The sequence below is a fragment of the Hyphomonadaceae bacterium BL14 genome (genome assembly GCA_027627705.1).
Classification (GTDB): domain Bacteria; phylum Pseudomonadota; class Alphaproteobacteria; order Caulobacterales; family Maricaulaceae; genus Oceanicaulis.
On sequence record CP091242.1, the window covers coordinates 1,493,590 to 1,515,023 of the forward strand.

The 21,434-nt window shown below is 67.0% G+C and carries 24 protein-coding genes; 12 read left to right on the top strand and 12 right to left on the bottom strand.

Features of this window, described 5'->3' with window-relative positions; all coding sequences use genetic code 11:
* Nucleotides 1–30 precede the first annotated feature (30 nt).
* The 3 genes from L2D00_07190 to L2D00_07200 are packed head-to-tail and all read left to right on the top strand — an operon-like array spanning nt 31 to nt 1,050.
* Nucleotides 31–549: a hypothetical protein gene (locus L2D00_07190; protein ID WBQ14453.1), complete on the top strand. Its 519-nt coding sequence runs from the start codon at nt 31–33 to the stop codon at nt 547–549.
* A gap of 40 nt (nt 550–589) precedes the next feature.
* The gene (locus L2D00_07195; GenBank protein WBQ14454.1) at nt 590–784 is read left to right on the top strand and encodes a hypothetical protein; all 195 of its coding nucleotides are present in this window, start codon (nt 590–592) and stop codon (nt 782–784) included.
* The gene (locus L2D00_07200; GenBank protein WBQ14455.1) at nt 772–1,050 is read left to right on the top strand and encodes a hypothetical protein; all 279 of its coding nucleotides are present in this window, start codon (nt 772–774) and stop codon (nt 1,048–1,050) included. The genes L2D00_07195 and L2D00_07200 overlap by 13 nt, the downstream gene beginning before the upstream one ends.
* Nucleotides 1,051–1,093: 43 nt before the next feature.
* Here L2D00_07200 and L2D00_07205 read toward each other — a convergent pair whose 3' ends face one another.
* The 7 genes from L2D00_07205 to L2D00_07235 all read right to left on the bottom strand — a co-directional run bounded on the left by L2D00_07205 (nt 1,094) and on the right by L2D00_07235 (nt 7,688).
* Complete coding sequence (locus tag L2D00_07205; GenBank protein ID WBQ14456.1) at nt 1,094–2,017, bottom strand: cupin-like domain-containing protein; 924 nt, start codon at nt 2,015–2,017, stop codon at nt 1,094–1,096.
* A gap of 77 nt (nt 2,018–2,094) precedes the next feature.
* A complete protein-coding gene (locus L2D00_07210; protein WBQ14457.1) occupies nt 2,095–3,702 on the bottom strand; it encodes a methylcrotonoyl-CoA carboxylase in 1,608 nt (535 codons plus the stop codon).
* 83 nt (nt 3,703–3,785) lie between these two features.
* Nucleotides 3,786–4,565, bottom strand: coding sequence for an SMC-Scp complex subunit ScpB (gene scpB, locus L2D00_07215; protein ID WBQ14458.1), 780 nt, complete (start codon nt 4,563–4,565; stop codon nt 3,786–3,788).
* Nucleotides 4,562–5,392, bottom strand: coding sequence for a segregation/condensation protein A (locus L2D00_07220; protein WBQ14459.1), 831 nt, complete (start codon nt 5,390–5,392; stop codon nt 4,562–4,564). The genes scpB and L2D00_07220 overlap by 4 nt, the downstream gene beginning before the upstream one ends.
* Entirely contained in the window at nt 5,389–6,420 is a 1,032-nt protein-coding gene (nagZ, locus tag L2D00_07225; protein ID WBQ14460.1) for a beta-N-acetylhexosaminidase, read from the bottom strand. The genes L2D00_07220 and nagZ overlap by 4 nt, the downstream gene beginning before the upstream one ends.
* A complete protein-coding gene (locus L2D00_07230; protein ID WBQ14461.1) occupies nt 6,417–7,244 on the bottom strand; it encodes an SPOR domain-containing protein in 828 nt (275 codons plus the stop codon). Before L2D00_07230 ends, nagZ begins: the two co-directional genes overlap by 4 nt.
* 126 nt (nt 7,245–7,370) lie before the next feature.
* Nucleotides 7,371–7,688, bottom strand: a complete 318-nt coding sequence (locus L2D00_07235) for a DUF1476 domain-containing protein (protein ID WBQ14462.1) — start codon at nt 7,686–7,688, stop codon at nt 7,371–7,373.
* A gap of 246 nt (nt 7,689–7,934) precedes the next feature.
* On the opposite strand from L2D00_07235, the gene L2D00_07240 reads away from it, so the two are divergent.
* Complete coding sequence (locus L2D00_07240) at nt 7,935–8,690, top strand: phosphoribosylaminoimidazolesuccinocarboxamide synthase (GenBank protein WBQ14463.1); 756 nt, start codon at nt 7,935–7,937, stop codon at nt 8,688–8,690.
* Nucleotides 8,687–8,929 carry a phosphoribosylformylglycinamidine synthase subunit PurS gene (gene purS / locus L2D00_07245; protein ID WBQ14464.1) on the top strand — a complete coding sequence of 81 codons (243 nt, stop codon included), beginning with the start codon at nt 8,687–8,689 and terminating at the stop codon, nt 8,927–8,929. Before L2D00_07240 ends, purS begins: the two co-directional genes overlap by 4 nt.
* Nucleotides 8,930–8,955: 26 nt before the next feature.
* Here the strand turns inward: purS and L2D00_07250 are convergent, their stop codons facing one another.
* The 3 genes from L2D00_07250 to L2D00_07260 form a co-directional block, all read right to left on the bottom strand.
* Nucleotides 8,956–10,113 carry a DUF2336 domain-containing protein gene (locus L2D00_07250; protein WBQ14465.1) on the bottom strand — a complete coding sequence of 386 codons (1,158 nt, stop codon included), beginning with the start codon at nt 10,111–10,113 and terminating at the stop codon, nt 8,956–8,958.
* 82 nt (nt 10,114–10,195) lie between these two features.
* Nucleotides 10,196–11,053 (bottom strand): hypothetical protein, encoded by an 858-nt coding sequence (locus tag L2D00_07255; GenBank protein ID WBQ14466.1) that lies wholly within the window; start codon nt 11,051–11,053, stop codon nt 10,196–10,198.
* A gap of 114 nt (nt 11,054–11,167) precedes the next feature.
* Nucleotides 11,168–12,328 (bottom strand): FAD-dependent oxidoreductase, encoded by a 1,161-nt coding sequence (locus tag L2D00_07260; protein ID WBQ14467.1) that lies wholly within the window; start codon nt 12,326–12,328, stop codon nt 11,168–11,170.
* Between the two features lie 122 nt (nt 12,329–12,450).
* Between L2D00_07260 and L2D00_07265 the strand changes: the two genes are divergently transcribed.
* Nucleotides 12,451–12,945, top strand: coding sequence for a DUF6491 family protein (locus L2D00_07265; protein WBQ14468.1), 495 nt, complete (start codon nt 12,451–12,453; stop codon nt 12,943–12,945).
* Between the two features lie 105 nt (nt 12,946–13,050).
* Here the strand turns inward: L2D00_07265 and L2D00_07270 are convergent, their stop codons facing one another.
* Entirely contained in the window at nt 13,051–13,944 is an 894-nt protein-coding gene (locus L2D00_07270; protein ID WBQ14469.1) for an alpha/beta fold hydrolase, read from the bottom strand.
* A 167-nt stretch (nt 13,945–14,111) separates the two neighbouring features.
* Between L2D00_07270 and L2D00_07275 the strand changes: the two genes are divergently transcribed.
* The 3 genes from L2D00_07275 to L2D00_07285 all read left to right on the top strand — a co-directional run bounded on the left by L2D00_07275 (nt 14,112) and on the right by L2D00_07285 (nt 16,446).
* Complete coding sequence (locus tag L2D00_07275) at nt 14,112–14,585, top strand: RidA family protein (protein WBQ14470.1); 474 nt, start codon at nt 14,112–14,114, stop codon at nt 14,583–14,585.
* A 157-nt stretch (nt 14,586–14,742) separates the two neighbouring features.
* Nucleotides 14,743–15,951: a GNAT family N-acetyltransferase gene (locus tag L2D00_07280; protein ID WBQ14471.1), complete on the top strand. Its 1,209-nt coding sequence runs from the start codon at nt 14,743–14,745 to the stop codon at nt 15,949–15,951.
* Nucleotides 15,952–16,014: 63 nt separating this feature from the next.
* Nucleotides 16,015–16,446 carry an HIT family protein gene (locus L2D00_07285; protein WBQ14472.1) on the top strand — a complete coding sequence of 144 codons (432 nt, stop codon included), beginning with the start codon at nt 16,015–16,017 and terminating at the stop codon, nt 16,444–16,446.
* Between the two features lie 8 nt (nt 16,447–16,454).
* Here L2D00_07285 and L2D00_07290 read toward each other — a convergent pair whose 3' ends face one another.
* Nucleotides 16,455–17,726 (bottom strand): D-alanyl-D-alanine carboxypeptidase, encoded by a 1,272-nt coding sequence (locus L2D00_07290; protein ID WBQ14473.1) that lies wholly within the window; start codon nt 17,724–17,726, stop codon nt 16,455–16,457.
* A gap of 164 nt (nt 17,727–17,890) precedes the next feature.
* Between L2D00_07290 and phaP the strand changes: the two genes are divergently transcribed.
* The 3 genes from phaP (at nt 17,891) to clpA (ending at nt 21,418) form a co-directional block, all read left to right on the top strand.
* Nucleotides 17,891–18,517 (top strand): TIGR01841 family phasin, encoded by a 627-nt coding sequence (gene phaP, locus L2D00_07295; protein WBQ14474.1) that lies wholly within the window; start codon nt 17,891–17,893, stop codon nt 18,515–18,517.
* A gap of 215 nt (nt 18,518–18,732) precedes the next feature.
* The gene (gene clpS, locus L2D00_07300; GenBank protein WBQ14475.1) at nt 18,733–19,062 is read left to right on the top strand and encodes an ATP-dependent Clp protease adapter ClpS; all 330 of its coding nucleotides are present in this window, start codon (nt 18,733–18,735) and stop codon (nt 19,060–19,062) included.
* Nucleotides 19,063–19,066: 4 nt separating this feature from the next.
* Nucleotides 19,067–21,418 carry an ATP-dependent Clp protease ATP-binding subunit ClpA gene (gene clpA, locus L2D00_07305; protein WBQ14476.1) on the top strand — a complete coding sequence of 784 codons (2,352 nt, stop codon included), beginning with the start codon at nt 19,067–19,069 and terminating at the stop codon, nt 21,416–21,418.
* The last annotated feature ends 16 nt before the right edge of the window (nt 21,419–21,434 follow it).

Here is a 21,434-nt window from a genome sequence, read left to right on the forward strand (position 1 = left end):
GAGCTGGAGATTGCCTGCCCAGAGACTGCCATGAACGACGTCACCTATTTCTCCCCGTTCCATGGCTTCCTTTCGCCTTCGGCGAAAACCGTCTGGGCGTTCGAGATCAATGAAAATGTCAAACGTAGAATTCTGTCCCTGACCTCGAACGTCGCGATCGTTCTGTATGCCATGTTTGCTGCCTCGGCCCTGCTGTGGGCATTGCAGGATATCGTGAGCCCGCAAAATGCCGTCGGCGCGACCTTTGCCATTAACACAATCATGCTCGCAACGACCCTCTATGTGGCGATTTTATTGATTCCCCAGAATAGAAAGGTCGATATCATAAAGTTCAGCACGCATTTGACAGATGGTAGAATAGCAAGAAACTACTACATTATATTTGCAATTTGTTTTTTTATTATCGCTTTGAACAATACAATGTTGGCACGTCATACGCAGAACGAGTTTGCGGTGCTTGCGGTTGCTATTTCCCTGTTCATGATTTTATTTGGCACCATAAGCGCGGCGGCGTACCTGTTTCGCGGCCTCTCGCAACCGCGCCGTTGAAGCCGGGTAGCGTGACTTCAAGGGCAGAAGGCAGACCGCTTTGAACACCTATCGCCATCCGATCGCCGTGCCTCTGACGTTTCTGGCAGGCGGCCTCGCCGTGAGTGCGGCCAGCCTGGCACAACTCCTCAATGGCGGTGACCGCCTGACGGTGGCGGGTCTGGCCGCTGGTCTGGGCCTGATCGGGATCGCCATCTGGGATCTGGCGGCGCGGTCAATGACATGCGCGCAGTGATCGACGAGCTGTCTTCGGTGTCGTCGGCCATCTCTGCGGCGGTGACCCAGCAGAATGACGCGGCCAACGAGATCGCCCACTCGGCGCAAAACGCGGCCGGCCAGACCCACCGCGTGGCTGGCAGCATCGAATCGGTCAGCCAGTCCGCCGATGAAACCCTCGGCCAGGCAGACTCGGTGAGCAAGACGTCCGACCGGCTGCGTCAGGAAGCTGATGGGCTGGCGTCATGGGTGCGCGAGTTCCTGTCTGCCGTGCGCGCAGCCTGACGCCCGGCCATCGGCGGCGATCAGCCGCCGGTGCCGCCGCGTCTCAGGCGCAGCCTCCGGCTTCGCCCGCGGCGGGTACAGCCGGATCGGTGCCGGCCTCTGCCGCCACGGCCGGCATCGCGCCCTTGGGCAGCAGCTTCAGCTTGCGTACGGCCAGGCCCAGACCGGCGCGGGCGGCCAGGCCGAAGCCGCGGCTGTCCTCAATGGACGGGCTCAGGCCCATCCGGCGCCGGATAAGGCCATTGAACATCATGGCGTGATTGCGCAGGCGCACGTCGTTGCAGGTGTACTCAGTGGCCATGGAGACGTTGAGCCCCTCCAGATTGACCACGCGGTGGGGCGTATGCACCGGCCAGCACAGCACATCGCCGGGCTCCAGATCGAACACCTGCGCGCGCGCATCGAAAGACGCCTTGTAGGGCAGGTCGTCATTGAACGGGTGCATCAGCACCGCTTCCACATCGGCTTCGTTGAGCACCGGCGCGCTGCGCGGATAGACGAAGACGCGTTTGCGCCCGCGTACATGCCACAGCATGGTGTCGGTGCGGTCGATATGAAACGGCACGCGCGCACCGGGCGCGGAGATGAGCAGCCCGCCCTTGATCACGTCGGGCCGGAAGCGCGGGTGCAGCTCGCGCAGTTCGGCGAAGACCGCGCCCAGCAGGGCCCGGTATTCCGGCTGTCTGTTGAAGACCTGGCGCAAATTCATCCACACCCGGCCCTCGCGCACACCGGCCAGCAGCTCGCCGCCCTTGCGCTCGCCCGGCGACAGGTCGGTCCAGGACCGCGACCAGCCGTCCTCGTCCATCATCGCAATGTCCAGAAGCTCGCGCGGATGGGTCTCGATCAGCTCTTCCAGCGCGGGGTCGCAGAACAGTCCGCTATCGGCCAGGCGATGGCGCGCGCGCACGATGCCTGCGCGAAACCGCCCGCGATCTTCCTGCGTCCAGCGCTCGATCCACCCCATCGCTCACCCTCCCGGCCGTCCCGCCCCGGCACAAGCCGGGGCTGTTTGGGGAGATCAGGGCAAGGATTGGGCCGGAGCTACATCCTGAACACGCCAAACCGCGTCGGCTCAATCGGCGCATTGAGCGCCGCTGACAGCGCCAGCGCCAGCACACGGCGGCTGTCGGCGGGGGCGATGACGCCGTCATCCCAGAGGCGGGCGGTGGAGTAATAGGGCGAGCCTTCGGCTTCGTATGTCTCGCGGATCGGGGCCTTGAAGGCTTCCTCGTCTTCGGCCGACCAGCTCTGGCCGCGCGCTTCCATCCCGTCGCGCTTGACGGTGGCGAGCACGCTGGCAGCCTGGGTGCCGCCCATGACCGAGATGCGCGCATTGGGCCACATGAACAGGAAACGCGGGCCGAAGGCGCGTCCGCACATGCCGTAATTGCCCGCCCCGTAGGAGCCGCCAATCACCAGGGTGATCTTGGGCACGCGTGCGCAGGACACGGCGGTGACCAGCTTGGCACCGTCCTTGGCGATGCCGCCGGCCTCGTATTTGGAGCCGACCATGAAGCCGGTGATATTCTGCAGGAACAGCAAGGGAATGCCGCGCTGGCAGCACAGCTCGATGAAATGGGCGCCTTTCAGCGCGCTTTCGCTGAACAGCACGCCATTATTGGCGATAATCCCCACCGGCATGCCGTGCAGGCGGGCAAAACCCGTGACCAGCGTCTCGCCATAAAGCTTCTTGAACTCGTCAAACTCCGAGCCGTCCACCAGGCGCGCGATCACCTCGCGCACATCATAGGGCGTACGCACATCCGCCGGGATCACGCCCTCCAGCGTCGCCGGATCGAGCAGAGGCGGGCGCGGCTCGGTGATGTCCAGCGCGGGGCGCTTGGTGGTGTTGAGCCCCGCAACGATGCGCCGGGCGATCTGCAGGGCGTGGTCATCATCGGCGGCGTAATGGTCCACCACGCCGGACTGGCGCGCATGCACATCCGCGCCGCCCAGGTCTTCGGCCGAGATCACCTCGCCGGTAGCCGCCTTCACCAGCGGCGGGCCGCCCAGGAAGATGGTGCCCTGATTGCGCACAATGATGGACTCGTCGCTCATCGCCGGCACATAGGCACCCCCGGCGGTGCACGATCCCATCACCACGGCGATCTGTGGAATACCTTCAGCCGACAGATTGGCCTGATTATAGAAAATGCGCCCGAAATGGTCGCGATCGGGGAAAACTTCGGCCTGGTGGGGCAGGTTGGCTCCACCGGAATCCACCAGATACACGCACGGCAAACGGTTCTCGCGCGCGATCTCCTGAGCGCGCAAATGCTTCTTCACCGTCATGGGATAATAGGTGCCGCCCTTCACCGTGGCGTCATTGCACACGATCATCACCTCGCGGCCCGACACCCGGCCAATGCCGGTGATCATGCCCGCCCCGTGCACATCGCCCTCATACAGGCCATTGGCCGCCAGCGGCGACAGCTCCAGAAACGCCGAGCCGGGATCCAGCAGGCGCTGCACCCTGTCGCGCGAGAGCAGCTTGCCGCGTTTGAGGTGCTTCTCACGCGCGGCCTCAGACCCGCCCAGCGCGGCCTGCGCCATCTTGTCTTTCAGCTGCGCGACCAGTGCGCCCATCGCTGCGGCATTGGCCTCGAAAACCGGGGCGTCGGGATCAAGCTGTGTGGGCAGAACAGGCATGGCGGCTCCAGAGCATCTGGCCGTTAAGGGCGTGCGGTCTGATTAGCCCGCGCGCAGGACACGGCGCAATGGCGCGGCGCCCCCTAATCCTCATCCTCCACGTCGAGGAAATCGACGTGGAAGCTCGCCGCTTCATCTTCGGAGAAGAGATCCTCGTCCTCGCCGGGCAGGATGCGGCCGGGTTCCGGGATCATGAAATCCGGCGGCAGGCGGCTGGAGAGGAGGCCCGCGGCTTTCAGATCGCTGACGCCGGGCAGATCACCCAAAGAGGCCAGGCCGAAATAATCCAGGAAGGCGTCCGTGACGCCATAGGTCACCGGCCGGCCCGGGCTGCGCCGGCGGCCGCGCAGGCGGATCCATTTCATTTCCAGAAGCTGGTCCAGCGTGCCGCGCGATACCGCGACGCCGCGGATATCCTCGATCTCGGCGCGGGTGACCGGCTGGTGATAGGCGATGATGGACAGGGTCTCGAGCGCAGCTTGAGAGAGCTTGCGCGGCTCCTCGCGCTCGGTGCGCAAAAGGAAGGCGAGATCGGGTGCCGTCTGGAAGCGCCAGCGCCCGGCCACTTCCACAAGCTGAATGCCGGCATTGGCGTACTTGGCTGTCAACGCCGCGATCACAGCGCGCACATCGGCGCCGGCGGGCAGGCGCGCGGCCAGCGTCTCGGCGTCCAGAGGCTCTACGGCGGCGAACAGCAGGGCCTCGGCCATGCGCATCAGCTCTGCGTCATTATCCACCGCCAGGCGCACGCCCGGCGGGCCGGCATCGCCGCCGCGACGGGTTTGCGCTTCGCTGCGCAGCGCCTTGATCGCGTCGGTAACCGGATCGCGCGGCGGGCGCGCGCCGGGGGTGTCATCGCTCATGCGCTGTCCTCTCGGGTGGCGTCATTGCGGTCCTCGCGGTGAGCCGGACGCATCCAGAGCGGCGCGTATACGCCGTTCTGGCGCAGGTCCGCCTCACCGTCCTTGGTGATCTCCAGCGCGGCGAGCAGGCTGGAGGCGGTGATGCTGGCACCCGATGGCGCGTCCTCATCCAGACCGGCGGGCAGCAGCGCGTCAAACCGCTCCCAGCCCGTCAGGCGGCGCAGCACGCCGGTCAGCCGCTTGCGCGCCTGTTCCAGCGAGTACACGCGCGGCGCTTCAGGCTGATAGGTGGCGAACGCGCCGCGCTCCCGGCGCAGGGCGTAGGCTTTGAGCAGATCGTAGAGCTCGGCCTCGTACAGGGGCGTGCGGATGGAGCGCACCCCCGCGGGCTGGCCACACACAAAGACATCGCGGCGCAAAAGCGCCCGGGCGTACAGAGCAGCAGATGCGGCGCGCATCGCTTCCAGCCGGGCCAGGCGGAACGCCAGCGCCGCAGCGAGCTCTTCAGGCTCCGGCCCGTCTTCCTCCGGGCGCGGCTTGGGCAGCAGCAGGCGGGATTTGAGATAAGCCAGCCACGACGCCATCACCAGATACTCGGCCGCCAGGTCCAGCCGGCGCAGGCGCGCGGCGTTGACGAAGGCGAGATACTGGTCGGCCAGCTCCAGAATGGAGATGGCGTTGAGGTCGATTTTGTTCTTGCGCGCCAGCGCCAGCAGCACGTGCAGCGGGCCTTCCCAGCCGCCGATATCGAGCACCAGCGCCTCGCCCTCGTCGGCCTCGCGCGCGGCCTCGAACGCGTCTTCGGTCTCGTCAAACAATCCGGTCATGGGGCGTCCAGCCCGGCCTGAGCGAACAGGCGGCCCAGCGCCTCCAGCCCGGCCTGCGGGTCAAAGCCCTCCGGCGCGCGGCGCGCGGCCAGCGCCGCGTTGGCGCGCCTGAGCGCGGCGTGATCGAGGCGCGGCGTGGCGTTGGCGATCTCGATCATCTCGGCCATGTCGCCGTTGCAGTGGATGACCATGTCGCACCCTGCGCCCAGCGCGCGCTGCGTGCGTGTGCGCAGCGCGCCGGCCAGCGCCTTCATGGACAGATCATCGCTCATCAAAAGGCCGTCAAACCCGATATCGCCGCGAATGATGCGCCCGATCACTTCGGACGAACACGTGGCGCAGTCATCGGCGTCGATGGCGCGATAGACGACATGGGCCGTCATCGCCATCAGCGCGCCCTTGATGGCGCGGAAGGCGGCAAAGTCGGTGGCCGCCAGCGTCTCCTCGTCCGCGTCCACGATGGGCAGTTCGAAATGGCTGTCGACGCTGGCCCGGCCATGGCCGGGCAGATGCTTGATCACGCCCAGCACGCCCTGATCGAGCAGGCCTTCCAGCGCCGCACCGGCCATGGCCGCCACGGCGTGCGGTTCAGCGTGAAACGCCCGGTCGCCGATCACGTCATGGGCGCCCTTGACCCGGATATCGGCGCAGGGCGCGTAATCGGCGTCGATGCCCACGGCATGGAGCTCATGGGCCAGAAGCTGGTGATTGATCCGGACCGCCTCCAGCGCCAGTTCGCGCTCCCGGTTCCACAACTCGCCAAAGCGCTCCGCCGGTGGCGCATTGCGCCAGGTCGGCGCGCGCAGGCGCTGCACCCGGCCGCCTTCCTGATCCACAAAGACGGGCACGTCCCGGCCCATCGCGTCGCGCAAGCTGTCAGTCAGCGCGCGCACCTGGCGCGGCTGATCCACATTGCGCGCAAACAGGATGAAGCCCCAGGGATCGCAATCGCGAAAGAAGGCCTTCTCGTCCTTGCCCAGCTTTTCGCCCGCCAGGGCGAAGGCCACGGCTGCGCCCGCGCCGCTCACCGCCGGGCCACCAGGCAGGACTGGCCGCGCGCATCCAGCTGCGAGCAATAGGCCGCCGCATCCTCACGGGTCTCGAACCCGGCCACGCGCAGGCGGTGAAACACGCCGCGCTCGCCCAGATCCGCGCGCTGGATGTCCGGCGCATGGCCGGATGTCAGATCGCTGTAGCGCGAGGCGAAGGCCAGCCAGCCGGCCTCGGCTTCTTCCAGCGCGCGATAGGCACCGATCTGCACCACGAAGGCACCGGACGCCGTAGCGGGTGCCGGACCGGCCGCGCGCGGTGCCTCAAGCGGCTCGGCGCGTGCCGGCGTTTGCGGTTCAGGGCCGGGTGCCGGCTGCGTCGCCGGCTCTGATGCGGGCGCGGGCTCGGGCTCAGCCGGCACCGGCTCATCCATCGCGTCGGTGTCGGCGGTTTCCACCTGCAGCGCCGGCAGGCGCTCGGGCCGGGCCACCGGCTCCTCGGCGGCGGGGCGGGGCGCGGCGGGCTGCGCATCGGGATCTCCGGCACCGTCTTCGCGGTCGCCGGCGCGGGCGCGCAGCTCGAAAGCCGTCAGGTCCTGGTGCGGCGTCTCGAACCCGCCCGGCTCGTCGGGTGCCACGCGATAGGGCTGGGTGTCGGCCATGATCAGCGGACTGCCGTCACGCTCGCGCATGCCCAGCTGGAAGGCGTTCCAGACCACGGCCATGAACAGCGCGAACACAACCGCCGCTGCCAGCAGCACCAGCCAGCCGCGCCGGTCCTGTTCGGCCTCGCGCGCGTCAAACGTCTCGAAATCATCCGGCGGGGGCGCATACGGCCCGTGGCCGGGGCTTTGTGGGCTCATGGGCGTCCCCGGGGCTTTGCCTTGGCGATGGCGGCGGTGTGATTCGCACGCGCCAGCCTATCACCCACCATACCAAGACCAGACGGGGCGCGCGCCCCCCTGACGCCGCGCGCCTGCGTCCAGGTCTCAGCTGCGCAGCTGGGCGCGTGCCTCGTCCATCAGCTGGTCCATCCGGGTGCGGATCGCGTGTTCGGAATGGCCCACGCCCTTGGCCTCGAAGTCGGCGAGCAGCTTGCGCATCACATCCGCATCACCAGGCTCTTCCAGATCAGCTTTCACCACCTCGGCTGCATAAGCGTCTGCGTCATCACCGCTCAGCCCCATCTCGCCCGCTGCCCACAGGCCCAGCAGCTTGTTGCGCCGAGCCTGGGCCCGGAACTCGGCCGTCTGGTCATTGGCGAACTTGTTTTCAAAGCCTTTTTCGCGGTCATCAAAGCTGGACATCAAAAACTCTCTTCCGGTCTGGGGAGGGGCGGATCATGCAGGTTCAATGGGTATCGCGCACCCGGCGCGGAATCAATCGCGCCGGCGTCCTGAGCGGGCGATGTTGCAGCGCTGCAGCGAACTGGCGTATCATGCTCACTTGATGGCGGCCCGTGCATGACGGGCCGTTTCTCGTTTGCCGCAGGCCGGCCTGGCGATTGTGCCGTGTCCCGGCTCGCGACCTCCAGCGGAGTTGCGCCCTCACCCATGTCCCGCCGCAAGAAACTTTACGAAGGCAAGGCCAAAATCCTCTATGAGGGGCCTGAACCCGGCACGCTGGTCCAGCACTTCAAGGACGACGCCACCGCGTTCAACAACAAGAAAAAAGCCGTGCTGGAGGGCAAGGGCGTCCTCAACAACCGGATCTCCGAACACATCATGGAGAATCTCAACCGGATCGGCGTGCCCACCCATTTCATCCGCCGGCTCAATATGCGCGAACAATTGGTGCGCGAGGTCGAGATCATTCCGCTGGAAGTCGTGGTGCGCAATGTCGCCGCCGGCTCGATCTCCCAGCGCTTCGGCCTGCCCGAGGGCGAGGCCCTGCCGCGCACGATTGTCGAGTTCTACTTCAAGGACGATGCGCTCAATGACCCGCTGGTCAGCGAGGAGCATATCACCGCGTTCAACTGGGCCAGCCCCCAGGACATTGACGACATGATCGCGCTGGCCCTGCGGGTGAATGACTATCTGTCCGGCCTGTTCACCGGCGCCAGCATCCGCCTGGTGGATTTCAAGCTGGAGTTCGGGCGCATCTATGACCAGAACGACATGCCCCGCATCATCCTGGCTGACGAGATCAGCCCCGACAGCTGCCGCCTGTGGGACATGACCACCGGCGAGAAAATGGACAAGGACCGGTTCCGCCGCGACATGGGCAATGTCACCGAGGCCTATGCCGAGGTGGCGCGCAGGCTGGGAATCATGAAGGAAAGCGCAAGCGGCGACGAGGCGAACTCATGAAAGCGCGTGTACATGTCTATCTCAAGCCCGGCGTCCTGGACCCGCAAGGTCAGGCCGTGGCGACATCGCTGAAGCATCTCGGCTTTGACGAGGTGGCCGCCGCCCGCCAGGGCAAGCTGATCGAGATCGATCTCAACACCGCCGACGCCGAGGAAGCCCAAAAGCGCGTCGCCGAGATGTGCGACAAGCTGCTCGCCAACCCGGTCATCGAAACCTACGACATTGAACTGAGCGCGTAAGGGGAGCGGGGGCGTGCGCCCCGCCCCTACCCCGCCATCTGCGAGTACCCGGTCTCCGCCGCTGCGGCGATGTCGGCGTCGAGGCGGTCCAGGCAATAGTCCAGCTCGGCGATGGGCGCGCCCTGGAACTGGGTGAAGACGCGTTCGACGAGGTGTTTGCGGAAGCGGATCATGTCGCGCGCCCCGCCCGGCCCCATCTCCAGCGCGTGCCAGACCTGCAGCGTGGCGCGCACGGCGGGCAGGATGCGGTCGGGCAGGCCGGCCTTGCGGAATATGGCTTCCAGACCCAGCGGCCCGGCATCGTGGATCAGCACCCAGGCCTTGGCGTGCTCGACGCCGGCCAGTTCGGCCACGCAATGCTCGAAGAAACTCATATGCCCGCGGAACAAAGCGCGCAGCATCAGGGACGGGGTCAGGCGGGCGTTGAGCTGAAGCTGCTGGGCGAAGCGGCGCGGATCGGGCGACAGGCCCGCCTGATCCACCAGATCCACCGTGGCGCGTTCGCGCGCACCCTCGGCCAGCTCCACCGCCAGCTGGGGCGGCAGAGCGTGGCGTGACACCAGGCGCTGCAAGGCCTCATCTGAAATGCGCGCCACCAGTTTTTCGGTGACTTCCAGCGGCAGGGCGTCGCGCTCGATGAAGCGTTCGAGCACGTGCGGCGTCTGGGCAAACCGGCGGAACACGCTGGCAAAGGCGCCGGCGTTGAACGCCGCGCCATTATTGCCCGCCAGCACCGCCACCGCCTCGGTCACGCCATGCTCGGCGATCTGGCCGGTCACCGCTTCGGAGAGATGTTCACGGGTGGCCACCGCCACCTGGCGCCGGGCCGCGCCGGAGCGCACAATGTCGATCAGGTCATCATCGGTCAGCACCGGCGAGCCGGCGATCACCGGGATGGCGATGGAATCCACGTCGGCGGCCAGCTGGCGCGCCACGTCAGGCGGCAAATGGGGTGAACGCTGCAGCGTCACTGACAAAGCGCGGCGCACCAGCTCGGCGGCATCGCGGGCCAGCACGCGGACAATCTCCGCGCCCAGCATGCGCTCTTCCGCGCTCAGGCCCGGCGCGGCATAGCGCGCACACACCTTTCGGGCGGCCAGGGCACGCGCCTCGTCATCGCCGGGATTGGTGAGCCGGGCGAGATCATCCGGGGTCAGGCGGGCTCTCAGGGTATGCACGCTCATGGCTAGGCCTCCTGGTAAGGGACGCTCCCAGCCTGCGCGCCAAATCTTAACACCTGCTTGTCAGACACGGTGAACAGGTAACTTACCCTTTACGTCTGGCCGGGGCCGGGGCGTCCAGTGAGGCGAGAAGCTCGACCAGCGCCGGCGTCAGCACGCTGCCCGTGCGGCCCATGGCCGCCAGACCGCCCATGCCGCCGCGAGACCCCGTCTCGCCCACGCCCAGCGCCGAGGCGGCGCGCGCCACCGCGCTGTGGGGCTCTGCCGGTGCAGGAGAGGGTCTTTCCGCCCGCGCCGACGCCCGCCAGGCCGGGGGCGCTTCCACCGATCCGCTGGTCTCACCGGTCAGCCGGGCCAGGACTTCGCTGACGCTGCGCGGGCGGCCCTGATCAAAGAAGATCGGCCGGTTGGCGGCCGCCGCGGCCGGGAAAAGCTGATCGGCGCGCTGGGCCGGATTGTCGGCCGTATGGGCGATCAGGCGGGCTGCGCCTTGCGCGCCCAGAAAATGCGCGGCGTACAGCTCGCCCTCGGTGGGTTCGCGGCCCGTGGCCGAGCGCAGGATGGAGGCGTTCTCCGCCGCCAGCTCGCCGGCCATCACGCTGGCCGCGCGCGCATCAAAGCGCAGGTTTAAAATCGCATCGCGCTGTGCCGGATCGCTGACCTGGAACCGGCCTTGCGCATCGCGCGTCACCGCCCCGGCCAGTTCGCCATAGCCATGCTTGGCGCCATGGCGCGACACCATGCCCAGCCAGGTCTGCTCGATGAACTGGAACAGGCCCGCCGCGCTGGAGGTGCGGGCGCGCGCCTGCGGGTCGAAATTGCTCTCACGCTGCGCCGTGCGCACCAGAAAGTCGAAGCTGGCGCCCGTCTCGCGCGCCGCATCGGCGATCAGGCGCCGGGGCGATGGCAGGGCGTCGCCCAGGACGGACAGGGGGTCGGACATGGCCACTCCGGATGCGGCGCCAAGGCGTGCGAGCGGGCGATTCGCCCGTTTCACCCTTCAGCCTGCGCGCGCAGCCTATAAGCCTTCGTTAACCGTACGCGCAAATTGCCGCGCTCATTCGCCCCGCAGCCCCGCCCGGTCCGGGGTGAAGGCGCGCGCCCATTCAGGCAGCGATCCGGTGCGCACCAGCGTCTCGACCGCCTGCGCGATCGCCGGTGCCAGCAGCACGCCATTGCGGTAACCGCCGCCCGCCAGCACCAGGCCGGGTGCCGCCTCGCCGATCACCGGCATGCCGTCGCGCGCCCGCGGGCGCAGCCCGGCCCAGCCCTCGTCCGGTGCCAATCCCGCCAGCGCCGGGACCAATCGTCCCGCGCGTTCGCTCAGCCCCGCCAGCGCATCCGCATCGGTCTCCAGCCCCGCCTGTCCCGGCTCGCTGGTGGCACCTGCGATCACCCGCCCGTCCGGTTTGGCGGCCAGATACAGCGAGACATGACGCACCACATGGGTCAGCCGCACCGGCACCGGCGGGCCCCAGGCGATCATCTGGCCCTTCACCGGCGCGGCCTGGGCCAGGGCCGGTGCGCCGTGGATCTGCGCCGTGCCCGCCGCCAGCACGATCAGGTCCGCCTCAAGGGACCGGCCATCGCCAAGCGCCAGCGCGCAGGCGCGGCCCTCGACCGTCTCCACCGCCCGCACCGGCGCATCGCCCAGCACCTCACCTCCCGCCGCACGAAACGCCGCAAGCCAAGCCGGGCCCAGCGCGCGATTATCGATCTGGCCATCGCCTGGAAAACGCAGGCCCCCATGCGTGGGCCCCAGCGCCGGTTCGGCGGCGCACAGGGCGTCCGCGTTCAGCCGCTCCACGCGCACGCCGAACCGTGCCGCCCGCGCCAGCGCCGCATCCGCGCGCGCGGCGTCCGTCTCGTCCAGCAGCGGGACCAGCACGCCCGGCCGGGCATGGCCGGGTGCCTGCGCCGCCTCCACCCCTGCCCGCTGCGCCCACAACGCCGCGCCGCGTGCGGCCAGCGCGGCGAAGTCGTCCGCCAGAGGATGGGCCGGGTCCAGCTCGAACAGCGTCTCGAAGCCCGCTGCCAGCATGCCCGCCGAGGCCCACAGCGCGCCGCGTCCCGGCGTGCCTGAATCAATGAGGATCACCTCATGCCCGGCCCGCGCCAGTGCCAGAGCGCACGCCAGCCCCGCCGCGCCGGCCCCGGCGATGGCGACGCGCAAACGCGCACGCGGGCGTGCAGGCTGGGGCGTGTTCAGGGTGGACATCACGGCTTCGCTGCGCCTCAATCAGGCCTTGGTGAGCGTGTAAACACCAATCGGTTGAGGCTCAATGTCAGCCCCCAGCCCGGCGGCGCATCGCCGCTGTCAAAACAAGAGGAGGCGCCCCCATGGCGACCCGCTCCAAGACCGACACCCAGACCCGTCCGGCCACCCGCCCGGCCACCGGCCCGATCCTCGCCGCCATGCTGCTGACCGCCAGCGCCCTGGCGCTGGCGCTGACCGCTGCGCCCGTCCACGGTGCCGCACTGCAGGAGCCCGCTGCGCCGGCCGAAACCGGCGAGACCGCGGACGACGACGCCCCGCGCTGCGTCACCATCCGCACCATCTCGGGCTATAGCGTCATCGACGACCGTCACCTGCTGATCCAGAGCGGGCCGAGCCGCCAGTATCTGGTCACCACCCGCCAGCGCTGCTCGGGCATGCGTTTTGGCGTCCAGATCGGCACCAGCTTCACCGCCAACCAGCGCATCTGCCAGCCGCACATGGAATACATCATCCCCGATGATGGCTGGCGCTGCCTGATCGACACCATTGAAGAGGTCGACAGCCGCGAACACGCCGACGAGCTGATCGCAAGGCGCGCGGCGGCGGCGGGGGAGTAGCGGCTCGGGCAGTGCCGGGGTGACCGGATTATGGCAACCGTCTGATCTCGGTGACGCCTCCGGGACGCCGCCGGGACGCCGCGCACCCTCGCAAACCCAAGCCCGCTACTCCGCCGCCACCTTCAGCGGATCATGGCTGAGCCACCCAAAAACCTGGGGCCAGAAGACGTCGGACATGCACTCGCGGAACAGGCCGTCATGGCCGATGGGACCGCGGGCGAGATCGTCGCGGCGCACGATTTTCATGTCGCTGGGGGCGCGCTCATAGCGCTCCAGCAGCCAGCGCACGCCGCCCGGCGTGGCGATGGGGTCGTCATCGGGGACCCAGGCGCGCACCGGGGCTGAAAAGGCGCGCCAGCGCGCGTCCAGCCCGTGCTCGGCGAACAGATCCCGGAACCCGTCGCGATTCACCCCGAAGGCGCGCCAGTCGCGCCACACGCCCGGCGGCAGGGCCGCGCCGCGCCACAGCGCCCCGCGCGGGACATGGCCGCTCATGGCCAGCGCCGCCGGGCCATACAGCCGCCAGAAGCTCCACGCCTGGAGGCGCATCGGTGGCGCATGATGGCCCCAATAGGGGCCGGAGGAGGACAGGAGCGCCAGCGCGCGCACCGGCACGTGCCGTTCGATAAGTCCGGCAAATTGCCCCCCCACCGAATGGCCCACTACATCCACCGGCAGGCGGGGATAGAGCGCGCTGGCGTGGGCGGCGGCGGCGGGCACGTCATAGCGCGCCCAGTCGAGCATGCGGGCCGGATCGGTACGCGGCGCGCCCTGAAGCGAGGCGCCCTGGCCGCGATAATCAAACGTCAGCGCCGCCCAGCCGCGCGCCGCAGCGGCCTGAGCAAACGGGCGGTAGAAGCCTTGCGTGTAGCCGGTCGCCGGGTTGATCACCATGACCGCAAGGGGGCGCGCCGGCGCGTACAGGTGCGCCGCCAGCACCCGGCCATCGCCAGCGGTGATCGCGATCTCGCGCGCGTGTACGGGTTCACATATCGCCATGCGCATCGCCTGTCGCGCCGCGCCCGCCTGGGCCGGACGCCCGCCTCCCCAACCCGGAGCACCATGGCGCGCATGGACGCGCCCTTCAACCCTGACGGCGATTGCAAACCGGTCACGAACACGGTCTATCTGCAATCTCCTGACCCGCCGCACCGGAGAGGTTTGCCGTGACCGCTGCTCAAAACACGATTGAATCCCGCCTGGCCGAACTTGGGATCACCCTGCCCGAACCCGTCGCGCCGGTGGCCAATTACGTGCCCTTCGTGCGCTCGGGCGCGTTGGTCCACATCTCCGGCCAGATCTCCATCGGGCCTGACGGGCTGGTCGCCGGGCGCCTGGGCGCCGGGATGGAGCTGGAAGCCGGCCAGGCCGCGGCGCGCCTGTGCGCCATCAATCTCATCGCCCAGTTCAATGCGGCCTGCGGCGGCGATCTCACCAGGGTGGCGCGCATCGTGAAGCTGGGCGGGTTCGTCAACGCCGATCCGGCCTTCACCGACATTCCCAAAGTGATCAATGGCACCTCGGACCTGATGGTGGATGTGTTCGGCGAGGCCGGGCGCCACGCCCGCTCGGCGGTGGGGGTGGCGGTGCTGCCGCTCGGTGCCGCGGTGGAAGTGGACGCGGTGATCGAGATCGCCTGACGGGGGGATCGGGTGACGGCGTGACACCCCGGTCTGGCGCACCTCCGGACAGGGGCCCGGCCGGGCCATTCATCCCCCGTCCCTCGCTGATCGCCGGGGGCGGCGCTATATCCGCCTCTCTATCCCCCGTTCTGACCCCCGGCGGCCCGTTACATTCATGAGCTCTGTGCGCCTCTCCCTCGCCGACAGCATGAAAACCGTCCCGGCTGACACGTGGGACGCGCTTTTGAACACACAAACGGGTGTGGATGACCCCACAGGCGGAGCGAACGACACCGCAGGCGGGGCGGATGACACCAGAACAGGCGCGATCCACCCCTTCACCAGCTGGGCCTTCCTGGACGCGCTGGAGACCAGCGGCAGCGTCGGAACCGGCACCGGATGGGCGCCCCGCCACCTGCTGGCGCACGACGCGGATGGCGTGCTGGTGGGCGCTATGCCGATGTATCTAAAGGGTCATTCCTACGGCGAGTATGTCTTCGACCATGCCTGGGCCGACGCGCTGGAGCGCGCGGGCGGGACGTATTATCCCAAGCTGGTCACCGCCATTCCCTTTACCCCCGCCACTGGCCCGCGCATCCTAAGCCATTGCCCTGAAACACGAAATGCCCTGATCCAGGGCGGCATCGCCGCGGCCCGGCAGCTGGGCGCCTCCAGCTGGCATGTCCTCTTTCCGGGCGACGACGACCGGCAAGCCCTTGACTCTCATGGACTTCTGGCTCGCCACGATATCCAGTTCATCTTCACCAGTCCCGGCTACCGCGACTATGCCGACTTCCTCGACGCCCTGGCCTCACGCAAGCGCAAGGCCCTGCGCAAAGAGCGGGAAATCGCGCAAGCCAATGTAAAAATTGAACTTCTGACCGGATCGGATATCACCGAAGCCCATTGGGACGTGTTCTTCGCCTGCTATCTCGACACCGGCGCGCGCAAATGGGGCCAGCCCTATCTCAATCGCGAATTCTTCTCCCTTATCGGCCAGCGCATGGCGGACAGAATCCTGCTGGTGATGGCGTCCCGCGACGGCCGCTATATCGCCAGTGCATTGAATTTCATCGGGTCTGACACGCTCTATGGCCGCTATTGGGGGGCGCTGGACTCCCATGACAGCCTGCATTTCGAGCTCTGCTATCATCAGGCCATCGAGTACGCTCTCGCCCATGGCCTGACCCGCGTCGAGGCCGGCGCCCAGGGTGCCCACAAGCTCGCCCGCGGCTACCGCCCGCACCTGGTCCATTCAGCCCATCATATTGAACATGAAGGCCTTCGCGCCGCCGTCGCCCGCTATCTCGCCTCCGAACGCCCCGCCATGATCCGCGAATGCGCCGCGATGGATGCGGAGAGCCCGTTCAAGGCCGCACCCTGACTTGGCGCATTGCCTCGATTTTGCTTATGATTTGCGCTTCAAGAGCGAGACCGGAGACCCGCCATGAGCCTGCACGGGACCTATGACGATCAGAACATCTTCGCCAAAATCCTGCGCGGCGAGGCGCCTTCGGTGAAGGTCTTCGAGGACGATCAAGTCCTTGCGATCATGGACGTTTTTCCCCAGAGCGAGGGGCATGTCCTGGTCATCCCGAAAGCGCGGGCGCGCAATCTTCTCGACCTCCCCGCCGAAACCGCATCAGCCGCCATGGACCGGGTTCAGCGCCTGGCCCGCGCAGTAGAAGCGGCGCTCAAACCCGATGGCGTCATGGTCGCCCAGTTCAGCGGCGCGCCGGCTGGCCAGACCGTTTTTCATGTGCATTTTCATGTCATTCCGCGCTGGGCGGACCGGAATATTGCGGGTCATGGCCAGGCGGGCCAGGCCGATACCGGGGCGCTGGAATCGCTGGCCGAACGGATCAAGTCCAGACTTTGAAAGCGCTTTCAGGCGTCAGGCGACACCGTGAAACAGAGCTCGCCGCGCGCCTGAAGCCGGGCGCAGGCAGCGCGGGCGATGTCTGCATCCAGGCCGGCGAAGCGCGCGCGCCACAGCCGGGTCTCACCGCGCAGAAGGGGCTCCGGGGCATGACGCGCCTGTGCCACCAGATCACCGATGCCAAGGGCTGACACGGTTTCCAGCCGCGCCCGCGCCGCTGCCTCAGAGCCATACGCCCCCACCTGAATGGACCAGCCCCGCGCCAGCGCCAGCACGGGCTCCGGCGCGCGCGCCGGTTCGGCCAGCTGGTCCGCGTCGGCCAAGGTCACCCGCACCGGCGGCCCGCCGGCGGCGGATCCCTGGGCTGTCTGAGCGGGCATATCGGCCAGCTCGGCGGTCAGAATTTCCTGTTCCCGTATGGGGTTGAGGCGTGGGGCCTCAAGCGATGCCAAAAGCCGTCCCTGATCGCGCGCATCCAGGGTCGTGAACGCCGCGTCGATCAGTTCACGCGCATGAGCATCACGCACGGCGGGCGAGGCTCCGCCCATGACAATCGCCACCAGCCGCCGCCCGTCGCGCTCGGCCGTCACCGCCACATTGAACCCCGACGCCCGGATATAGCCGGTCTTCAGCCCGTCCACGCCCGGCATCCCGGTGACCAAAGTATTGTGGCTGTTGATGGTCCGCCCGTTCCAGACAAAACGCGTCTCGGAGAAATAGCCGTAGCGCTCGGGAAAATCGCGCCGCAAGGCGTAAGCGAGCCGTGCCATGTCGCGCGCTGTGGTGCGCTGCAGCGGATCGGGCAAGCCGGACGCATTGCGGAATGTCGTGGAGGTGAGGCCGAGGCGCCGGGCGCGCTCGGTCATGGCCTGCGCAAAACCGGCTTCTGTGCCGCCCAGATGCTCGGCCACCGCGACCGCCACATCATTGGCGCTGGCGACAATCAGCGCCCGGACCGCATCTTCAACCCCGATGGTTGCGCCTTGCGCCAGCCCGAGGCGGGACGCCGGGCGCGACGCGGCCTCAGCCGACACGGTCATCGCATCGGTCAGAGACAGACGCCCCTCACGCTCCGCTTCAAAGAGCATGTACAGCGTCATCATCTTGGTCAGCGAGGCAGGAAAGCGCATGGCGTCGGCTCTGCGCGCATGCAGCACCTCACCGCTTTCCATGTCCGCCACAAAGGCGGCATAGCGCTCCGCTTGCGCCACAGCCCCCGCGCTGGCGAACGCCAGCACCGCAAGAATCGCGGCCAGCCATCTTGTGAGTGCGTGCACCATGACCTGACACACTGGCACCGAGCTGTTGCCGGGCCGTTAACCGCATGACGCCAGAGGGCTTTTGTGCGGTGCAACATTTTGCTTGACTTGAGCCCCTGCGTTTGAGAAATTTGCTGCGCTTGCGAAGGGCCGCTGTTCTTGCGCGAGCTGACGATGAGGATGCTATGACGAGCGATACCGAAAGCCCGACCATCGACCCGGCCACCGGCGGCGACGCTGCTGCGCCCGGCGTGGATGTGCGCGCACCGGCCGCCGTCCAGTCGTCCCGCCCGGCAAACACTCGCTCCGCGAAAACCGGCAAAGCCGTGCGCGAGCCCTCCCCTCCCCGCAAAATGACAGGAGCCACCACCATGGCCGCCGCCAAAAAAGATCCCGCCAAGGAAGCCTTTGAAACCGTCACCGCCGCGTCGAACGACGCGATCAAGGACGGCTTCGAGAAATCCGTGAACGCGCTGAACGAATTCACCGCGTTCCAGAAAGACACTGTCGACGCCATGATCGCGTCGGCTACCACCGCTGCCAAGTCGATCGAAGAGATCAACACCGCTGCGGTCGCTTACGCCAAGAAGTCGATGGAAGACTCCGCTGCCGCCGCGAAAACGATGGCGAGCGCCAAGTCGGTGCAGGAGCTCATCGAGGTTCAGGCCGATTACACCAAATCGGCGATGGAAGCCTATCTGGCCGAAGTCACCCGCCAGTCCGAACTGATGTCGGGCCTGGTCAAGCAATCCTTCAAGCCGCTCAACGACCGCGCCGCCGCGGCTGTCGAGCTGATGCAGTCGCAGCGCTAGGCGCGACGCTACCCCATCGGCGCGCGCAGCTTGCTGCGCGCGCCCACGGATCCTCCCTGACTGGTCCGGCGCCTCAAAGCGCCGGACTTTTTTTGTCCACGATCAGGTGCCGCCACGCATGCGTCCGGCTGAGACAGGGGCTTCCCACGCGGCCACGGATGCCTATCTAATCAGGGTATGAAAACTGTGTCAGCGCTGACCCAAGGCCTCTAGGCATGACCGAACGGCGCAAGGATGACGAGGACGCCGGACGCGGCGCAGGCGTGGCGCTTGAAACGCGCACGCGCACAAAGCGCCCGTCCATGTACAAGGTCCTGCTGTTAAACGACGATTACACCCCGATGGAATTCGTCGTGGGCGTTCTGATGACGATTTTTCACAAGAACGCTGAGGAAGCGACTCGCATCATGCTCCATGTGCACCAACATGGAGTGGGGGTCTGCGGCGTGTTTACGTTTGAAGTGGCCGAGACCAAAGTAGCCCAGGTGATGGACGCCGCACGGCGCTCGCAGCACCCTCTGCAGTGCACCATGGAAAAGGATTAGGCGCTTGCCCTCATTTTCATCCGCCCTTGAGCACAGCCTCACCCGCGCCCTGGCCGCTGCCAAGGAGCGCAAGCACGAGTACGCCACGCTCGAGCACTTGCTGCTCACTCTATGCGAGGATGAGGACGCCGCTGCCGTGATGCGCGCCTGCGACGTGGATGTGGACGAGTTGCGCGAAACCCTGCTCGATTATGTCGAGCGCGAATTGGCCAGCCTGGTGATCGAGACCGGCGAGGACGCCAAGCCGACAGCCGGTTTCCAGCGCGTCATCCAGCGCGCCGTGATCCATGTGCAGAATTCCGGCCGCGACGAGGTGACCGGCGCCAATGTCCTGGTTGCCCTGTTTGCCGAGCGCGAAAGCCATGCGGCCTACTTCCTGGCCGAGCGCGACATGACCCGGTATGACGCGGTCAACTTCATCTCACACGGCATCGCCAAGCGCCCCGGTGCCAGCGAGGCACGCCCCGCCCGCGGCGCGGACGATGAGGACGAGGATGACGCAACACCCGTGTCCGCCGACGACAAGGACAAGGATGATGCGCTGGCCGCCTATTGCGTTGATCTCAACGCCAAGGCCCGCGCCGGCGATGTCGATCCCTTGATCGGGCGCGACCACGAGGTGGAGCGCTGCATCCAGGTGCTGTGCCGTCGGCGCAAGAACAACCCGCTTCTGGTGGGCGATCCGGGCGTCGGCAAGACCGCCATCGCTGAAGGGTTGGCCCGCAAAATCATCGAGCACGATGTGCCCGATGTGCTGGAAAAGGCCGTTATCTATTCGCTCGACATGGGCACGCTGCTGGCCGGCACGCGCTATCGCGGCGATTTCGAAGAGCGCGTCAAACAGGTGGTCAAGGCACTGGAGCAGCGCCCCCACGCCATCCTGTTCATTGACGAGATTCACACCGTCATCGGTGCCGGTGCCACGTCGGGCGGTGCCATGGACGCGTCCAACCTGCTGAAACCGGCACTGCAGTCGGGCTCCCTGCGCTGCATGGGATCGACCACTTACAAGGAATACCGCCAGCATTTCGAGAAAGACCGCGCGCTCGCCCGCCGCTTCCAGAAGATTGATGTGGTCGAGCCGTCCGTGGCGGATTCCATCAAGATCCTGCAGGGCCTGCGCCCCTATTTCGAGGACTTCCACGACATCCGCTTTACCAATGAAGCGCTGAAAACCGCCGTGGAGCTGTCCGACCGCTATATTGGCGATCGCAAGCTGCCGGACAAAGCCATCGACGTGATCGACGAGGCCGGTGCCTCCATGCGTCTGCTGCCGCAATCGCGGCGCAAGAAGACCATCGGCGTCAAGGATGTGGAAGCCGTGGTCGCCAAGATCGCGCGCATCCCGGCCAAATCGGTATCAAAATCCGACGAGACCGTCCTCAAAGACCTCGATGCCACCCTCAAGCGCGTGGTGTTTGGTCAGGACGAGGCCATCGCCAAGCTGGCCAGCGCCATCAAGCTGGCGCGTGCCGGCCTGCGCGAACCGCACAAGCCCATTGGCTGCTACCTGTTCTCCGGCCCGACCGGCGTGGGCAAGACTGAAGTGGCCCGCCAGCTCGCCTCCTCGCTGGGGGTGGAGCTGCTACGCTTTGACATGAGCGAATACATGGAGCGCCACACGGTGAGCCGCCTGCTCGGCGCGCCTCCGGGCTATGTCGGCTATGACCAGGGCGGCCAGCTCACCGACGCGGTAGACCAGCACCCCCATTCGGTGCTGCTGCTCGACGAGATCGAGAAGGCCCACCCGGATATTTTCAATATCCTGCTGCAGGTGATGGATAACGGCCAGCTGACCGATGCCAACGGCAAGAAGATCGACTGCCGCAACATCATCCTGATCATGACCACCAATGCCGGCGCGTCCGACGCCGCCAAGGAATCCATCGGCTTTGGGCGCGGCAAGCGCGAGGGCGAGGACACGGCGGCCATCGAACGCCTGTTCACGCCGGAATTCCGCAACCGACTGGACTCCGTCATCGCCTTCTCCGGCCTCAAGCCAGAAGTCGTCGGGCGCGTGGTCGAGAAATTCGTGCTCCAGCTGGAAGCCCAACTGGCCGAGCGCGGCGTCACCTTCGAACTGTCCGAAGCCGCCACGCTGTGGCTGGCGCGCAAGGGCTATGACGAGAATTTCGGTGCCCGCCCGCTGGGCCGCGTCATCCAGGAGCACATCAAGAAGCCCCTGGCCGACGAAATTCTGTTTGGTCAGCTGAAAAAGGGCGGCGTGGTGAAGGTGGATATCGATCCCGCCGACGCCGACCGCCTCGACTTCGAGATCATCCCCGCCGACCGGCTGAAGTCGCCCAAGCCCAAACCGGCGCCGAAGAAAGCGCCCGAACAGGCCCCGGTAGAGTAGGAGAGCTCTCCCTTCC